Below are 5,955 nucleotides of genomic sequence, written 5' to 3'. Positions count from 1 at the left end.
CTCATCGTGATGTCCACCCGCGCTTTTAATGGTTGCTGCGCCCTACGCGCCGGAAATTCCGATGCAGAATAATCGGCTTTCGCACACGATAACGCAACCTGCGCGCGGCATTCCTATAGAAGATGACCCCTGTTCAGCACTATGCTAAGTTCAAGCCATGCCTGAGGATCTCATCCAAGACATCGAACGGAAGAAGGCGCAGCTCGACCACTTGCGTCCGCTGTCGGCGGCTGCCTTGGCCCAACTGCAAAAGCACTACGACATCGATCTCACCTACACGTCGAACGCCATCGAGGGCAACGCCCTCTCATTGCGCGAAACGGCGGAAGTCATCGAGCACGGCATTACCGTCGGCGGCAAATCCCTGCGCGACCATCTCGAAGCCGTCGATCACTATGGCGCGGTGCTGTGGGTGCGGGAACTCGCCGCGGCGACAACCCCGATCACGGAAACGGTTGTCTGCGAACTGCATCGCCGGATCGTCGCCCGCAGCCAGCCCGCACTTGCAGGCGTCTATAGCCGACTTCCGCGCAGGATCGCCGGATCGCCCGTCATCTTTCCGAACCCCGCAAGAATTCCCCAGCTCATGGAGGAATTCGACGCGTGGCTGCAAGCGGCTGCGCCGGGTCCGGCTTCCGCGTTCGACGCCCATTTCCGCCTGACGGCCATTCACCCATTCGGCGACGGCAACGGACGCACGGCGCGGCTCTTGATGAATCTGTTGCTGATCCGCGAAGGCTATCCGCCCATCGCGGTGCGAACAGAAGATCGTAAAGCCTATCTCGACGCCTTGGAACGCGGCTCGCTCGCCGACGATTTGCGGCCGTTTCAGCGTTTGATGCACGAGCGACTGGACGCGACCTTGGTCGAGTACTTGAGCGCCTTGCAAGAGGCGCTTCCGCAACCCGCTCCCGACAAGATCGGCCGTAAATAACCAACGCCCCGCGCATCAGCCCAGGAGTAAATCCCTTGCAACAATTGACCGACCAGGGCCGGCAGAGAATCGACGAACTGGCGCAACGCTACTCGGTCGGCACCGATGCGGTGATGACGTTGTTGCGGGCGCTGGTGAACAGCAACGGCACGATGGCGCAGTTCAACCATGCCGACCTCGGTGGTGGCGGCCAGTGGATGCGCGGCGGCATGACGATGGTCGGCGACATGTTCAACTACGCTCTCAAGGCGAAGGTCGACGGTCTCTGTTCCGAGCTGTCGCAACTGCTGGCCCAGCAACCATTCGTGCCGTTCTCGGCCAGCTTCCAGTCGCAGTCGCAGGGCGGAAATCTGCATCAGGGCGGCGACGCGGGTGGCGGTTCGGTCAGCCTGTTTGTCCCGGACCCACCCCGGCAGGCCTCTCGCCAATGGTGGCCGGCGGAACTGGGATTCCCGAATGGCAGCGGCGCGCAGAACCATGTCCGCTATGCCTATTTCAACGGGGCTCGCCGGCTGGCGGTGGAGTTGAACGGCCATGTCACCGTCTACGACGCGCTCGACCATGAGATCGGCGGCGTTTCCCAGCAGCAGGGGAGCGGAGGCTCGCTCACCTTTACCAGCCAACATGGCACCGTGAGTATCTCGAACTTGCCCGTCCTGTCGGTGGACGGCGTGCCCGGCACCGCGCCGGAACCACGCCAGCCGCCCACCCCGGAGCCCTCCCGTGCCGAGAGCGCCCAGGAAAGCGACATTTTCGCCAAGATCGAGCGGCTGGCCGACCTGCAAAAGAAAGGAATTCTCTCGCCGGAGGAGTTCGCCGCCAAGAAGAGCGAGCTATTGTCCCGGTTGTGAGCGGGTGCCGCTCGTTGACTGGCCGCTTTCCAGCCCCTTTAAATGATCCCGAAGCTCGGCCAATTGGGCTCCGACACCTTCATCATCGCTATCTTTTTTTGTCGTCGGAAAATGCCCAGACCCAGAGAAAAATAATATTCAAGATCGGAACGAAATATAAGAGCGCCCAAGCCCAGCTTCGGCCCTGCTTCTGTAACAGCTTTCCGATTGGGATTGGCACTGAGAGCATCGTCAAAACGATTGTCCAATGCCAGAGACTAAGACTTCCCATTTTCACCCCCCGACTATGACTCGCCCTGCAATGTTGCATGAATTTTGTGATGTCGAAACAGGCCGCTCCAAATCAAATCTGGACGCTAGTCGAGCGTTTCTTTGATGCGATCATATTGAGTCGATGTCGTAGTCGATGTCGCTATTACAAGGGTGGGTTAAGCCCTTCGCGAAACCCGCCAATTCCGCCGCCGCGATGGGTTTCGCGGCCAGTTCCGTGAAACCTATCATTTCGGGACCAAATCATCTTGGCAGGCCGCGCGCTCGCGCGTCGCGAATCCAGATCCCCAGGGATCTTCCACCGTCATTGCGAGGAGCCCTTGCGACGAAGCAATCCATCGCGCGGCGTACGCGGCTGTGGATTGCTTCGCTCACCGGACGGCGCCTTGCGCCGAGCCGGTGGCTCGCAATGACGGCTTGATTCATTGGCATATGTTTCAGGATGCTCGCGCCAGGTCAGATTTGGTCCGGCCATTCATCCATTGCAGATACGAGGCGGACAGCGGCTCAGACAGCTGCAGTTCGACATGCAGGCTGTCTTCCTTCTTGCCGCGGACGATAAACGGCAGCTCGGCTGCAAAGCCCTGCACCATGAGCGTGCCCGCTTCGCCTTGCCCCATTTCCGGGCTGCAACGGATGCGGGCGCCGGTCTCGGAGATATCCAGCAACTCTCCTACATGCCGCTTGCCGGCGCGATCGAAAATCTCGCCGTGCGCGGAAATCGCGTGGCGAACCGACATGCGGCGATTGGCATCGGCGGTGGAACTGCGGACCACCCGCACCAGGATTTCCCGCAGACCGCCGATGTCATCGGTGACCTCGGCAATACATGCGCGAACGTCATCCGCGCGAACCCTGACATGCCCGGCACCGACGCTCACATTTTGAATTTTTTCCGACACCTCCAGCGCCGCCGAAGTGGTCTGGCTGACATTCCTGGCGATTTCGCTGGTGGCGGCGCCCTGCTGCTCGATCGCAGCGGCGATCGCCGTGGTCGCGCCATCGATTTCCCGTACCCGGTCGCCGACTTCGGCCATGGCGCTGACGGCGGCCCCGGTGACCGACTGAATCTCCGCGATCTGGCGATTGATATCCTCGGTCGACCTGGCGGTCTGGTTGGCGAGGTTTTTCACCTCGGCGGCGACGACGGAGAATCCGCGGCCGGCTTCGCCGGCGCGCGCCGCTTCGATGGTGGCATTCAGCGCCAGAAGATTGGTCTGGCTCGCGATCTCCCCGATCAACTTGGTGACTTCAGAAACCTTGCTGACGGCATCCATCAGCGAGCGCATGGTGCCGGCGGCGGCCTCACCGCTGACGACCGCGTGCTGCGTGATTTGCGCGGTTCGCGCGACCTGGGCCGAGATTTCGTGAATTGAGCTTGAGAGCTGCTCGGCCGCGGCTGCCACGGCCTGCGAGTTTGCAAGCGCCTGTTCGGAGGCCGCCGCCACCGACTGCGTATCGACAGCGACCGACGATGCAAACTGCGACATATCCTGGGTGGCTTGGTCGACCCGCCCCGCAGTCGCCGTGATGGCCTCGATGGCGCTCGTGGTCTCCCGTTCGACGGTGGTTGCCATGTCGAGGATGGCCTGGGTGCGGAGTTTGACCGCTTCTTGTTCGGCCACCATCGTACGCTCGGCCTGCCGCCGATTTTCGATGGCCTGCTGCTTGAATACCAGCACGGCATCGGCCATGCGGCCAATTTCGTCACGCTGTCCAGCCGCCGGGATGGAAACATCGAGATCGCCGCTTGCCAGCCGCGTCATCGCCTCGGTCATGGCCTTGACCGGGCGTGCGACCCCCCGGGTAAGGAAGAAGCCCGCAGCCAGCGCGAACAGGATGGAAAATCCTATCGAGACGATCTGGAAATTACGCGAGCTCAGATAGAGCGCGGTCCCGTCCTGCTCGGCGGCGTTGGCGCCGCCAAGGTTGACCTCGACGATTTTCTCGATGGTCGATTCCGCCTTCAGGCCGACCCCCGATACTTCCGTAGTGAAGAACTTCATCGCTTCGGCGTTATTCCCCTTCGCCGAAATCGCCAGCATCCTGGCACACTCTGCGAGATAGGCCTGCCAGGCCTGCACAAAGGCGTCATAGGCTTCGCGTTCCGCCGCCGTCGCGATCAGCGGCTCATAGATCTTGCGAATGTCTTCGACATTTTTCTCGGCGAGATGGACGCGGCCCTCGATCTGGGCCTTCTCGTCCTGATCGGAGGTCATGATATGGCGGCTGATGATGGCGCGGTGACGCGCCATGTTATAGCGGACATCGCCGATGTAACGGACACTCGGCAGCCAGCTGGTGTTGATATGCTCCGTCGTCTCGTGAACCCGCATGATGCGATCGACCGAAAACAGGCCGGTGGCACACATGGTCAGAACGAGAACGCCGAGCGTGACCGCTATTTTGGTGCGAATGCTGATGTCGCGAAGGCTGAAGGCCCGTGCTGTCATATTGCGTCTCCAGGCCAGTCGCCAGATGGCCAGCGCGGGACGGTCGGCGATTAACTTGACCTTGCGTTGAAAGATAAATGTTTCCAAAGGTTAGAGCGCGGGAACTCTTCGATCGTTAACTTTGATCGCCGTATGATTACGGAGACCCATCCTCTTCGAATTCATTAAGATCAATGTGGGAGTCTCCCGTCCGGGGGACCCCGACCATGACATTCTCGCGCCGCGCCGTTGGCGGCGGCCATCTTCCCGTCCGCGCGGCGGGGTTCGTTGCGCTGGTCTGCGTTGCCATTCTGGCGCTGAGCGGCTGGCGCGAATTCGTCTCCCGAAATACCGTTCTGGAGACCGCGCAAGCGGACATGTCCAATCTGGCGCGCTCGCTCACGCAGCACGCGGAAGACACCCTGCAGCTGGCCGATACCATCCTGATCGGCATGGTAGAGCGCCTGGAAACGGATGGCACGGGGCCGCTGGCCATTGAGAGGCTTCAGGCCTTTCTCGATCTTCGGAAGGCGACGCTGTCGCCGATCCGGGGTCTGTTCGCTTACGGCGAAGACGGACACTGGCTGCTCACGACGGAAAAGGTCGATATCGCCGGGCTCAACAACAGCGACCGGCAGTATTTTCAACGCCACCGCGAGTCCACCGACGGCGGCACCCTGATCGGCCAGCCGGTCCACAGCAAGTCCGGCGGTCAATGGATCATCACGCTGTCGCGGCGGTTCAATCATCCCGATGGCAGCTTCGCCGGTGTTGCCTTGATGACGATCGACGTCGCCTATTTCGCCAAATTCTATGCGCAGTTCGACGTCGGCCCCCATGGCGCCATCACGCTGCTCAGCGCCGACGGCATCATCCTTGCGCGCAGTCCCGACGATGGCAGCTACGTCGGGCGCGACATGGCCAGCACGCCCCTTTTCCAGGGCTCCCGGGCTTCCGCCGGCGCCTACCAGTTCATGTCGCCTCTCGACGGCGTGGAACGGCTCAGCTTCTACAAGCGAGGCGACCGATATCCAGTGATGGTGCTGGCAACAAAAGCACAAGATGACGTTTTTGCGGCCTGGCAACAGCAATTGCGCATACGCGTTGTCATCGTCCTCGCTTTGGTCGCGATGATCGCGTCAATGGGTATCTACATCGTACGCCAATTGCTCGAACGTCAGCGCATGGCCGCCATGCTGGGCGCCAAGGAAACTGAATTCCGCCTGCTTGCCGAAGGGTCCAGTGACATGGTGACGCGGATCGGACTGGATGGACGACTTCTGTACGTCTCCCCGTCGTCCGCGCGTCTGGTAGGCTGGCGCGCCGACCAGCTCATCGGGACCCCTGCGCTTGCCGGAGTAAATGACGAGGACCTGCCACGGGTCGAGTTGCTGGTGGCAACGCTGAAACGCGGAGAGGCCGAAGACGCCAGGATCTCCTACCGTACGCGGCATCGGGAGAAGGGCGA

The 5,955-nt window shown here is 61.4% G+C and carries 4 protein-coding genes; 3 read left to right on the top strand and 1 reads right to left on the bottom strand.

Annotated elements, in window-relative coordinates:
• Positions 1–157: 157 nt before the first annotated feature.
• Positions 158–934: a Fic family protein gene (locus ABSG20_RS27465; protein WP_423867624.1), complete on the top strand. Its 777-nt coding sequence runs from the start codon at positions 158–160 to the stop codon at positions 932–934.
• 44 nt (positions 935–978) lie between these two features.
• Positions 979–1,785 (top strand): SHOCT domain-containing protein, encoded by an 807-nt coding sequence (locus ABSG20_RS27460; RefSeq protein ID WP_423867623.1) that lies wholly within the window; start codon positions 979–981, stop codon positions 1,783–1,785.
• A 707-nt stretch (positions 1,786–2,492) separates the two neighbouring features.
• On the opposite strand, the gene ABSG20_RS27455 is transcribed toward ABSG20_RS27460, so the two are convergent.
• Complete coding sequence (locus ABSG20_RS27455) at positions 2,493–4,508, bottom strand: methyl-accepting chemotaxis protein (protein ID WP_423867622.1); 2,016 nt, start codon at positions 4,506–4,508, stop codon at positions 2,493–2,495.
• A 206-nt stretch (positions 4,509–4,714) separates the two neighbouring features.
• Here ABSG20_RS27455 and ABSG20_RS27450 point away from each other — a divergent pair.
• Positions 4,715–5,955 (top strand): cache domain-containing protein (locus ABSG20_RS27450; protein ID WP_423867621.1); only part of this gene is annotated, 1,241 nt, incomplete at its 3' end.

The organism is Bradyrhizobium sp., from assembly GCF_049512235.1.
In the GTDB taxonomy this organism is placed as follows: domain Bacteria; phylum Pseudomonadota; class Alphaproteobacteria; order Rhizobiales; family Xanthobacteraceae; genus Bradyrhizobium.
The sequence above is the reverse complement of the archived record's forward strand: the minus strand, read 5'-3'. Positions and strand labels throughout refer to the sequence as shown.

Excerpts from the sequence above, each read along its gene's own strand:
- ABSG20_RS27465 (WP_423867624.1), top strand. The coding sequence starts at position 158 with ATGCCTGAGGATCTCATCCAAGACATCGAACGGAAGAAGGCGCAGCTC.
- ABSG20_RS27455 (WP_423867622.1), bottom strand. The coding sequence starts at position 4,508 with ATGACAGCACGGGCCTTCAGCCTTCGCGACATCAGCATTCGCACCAAA.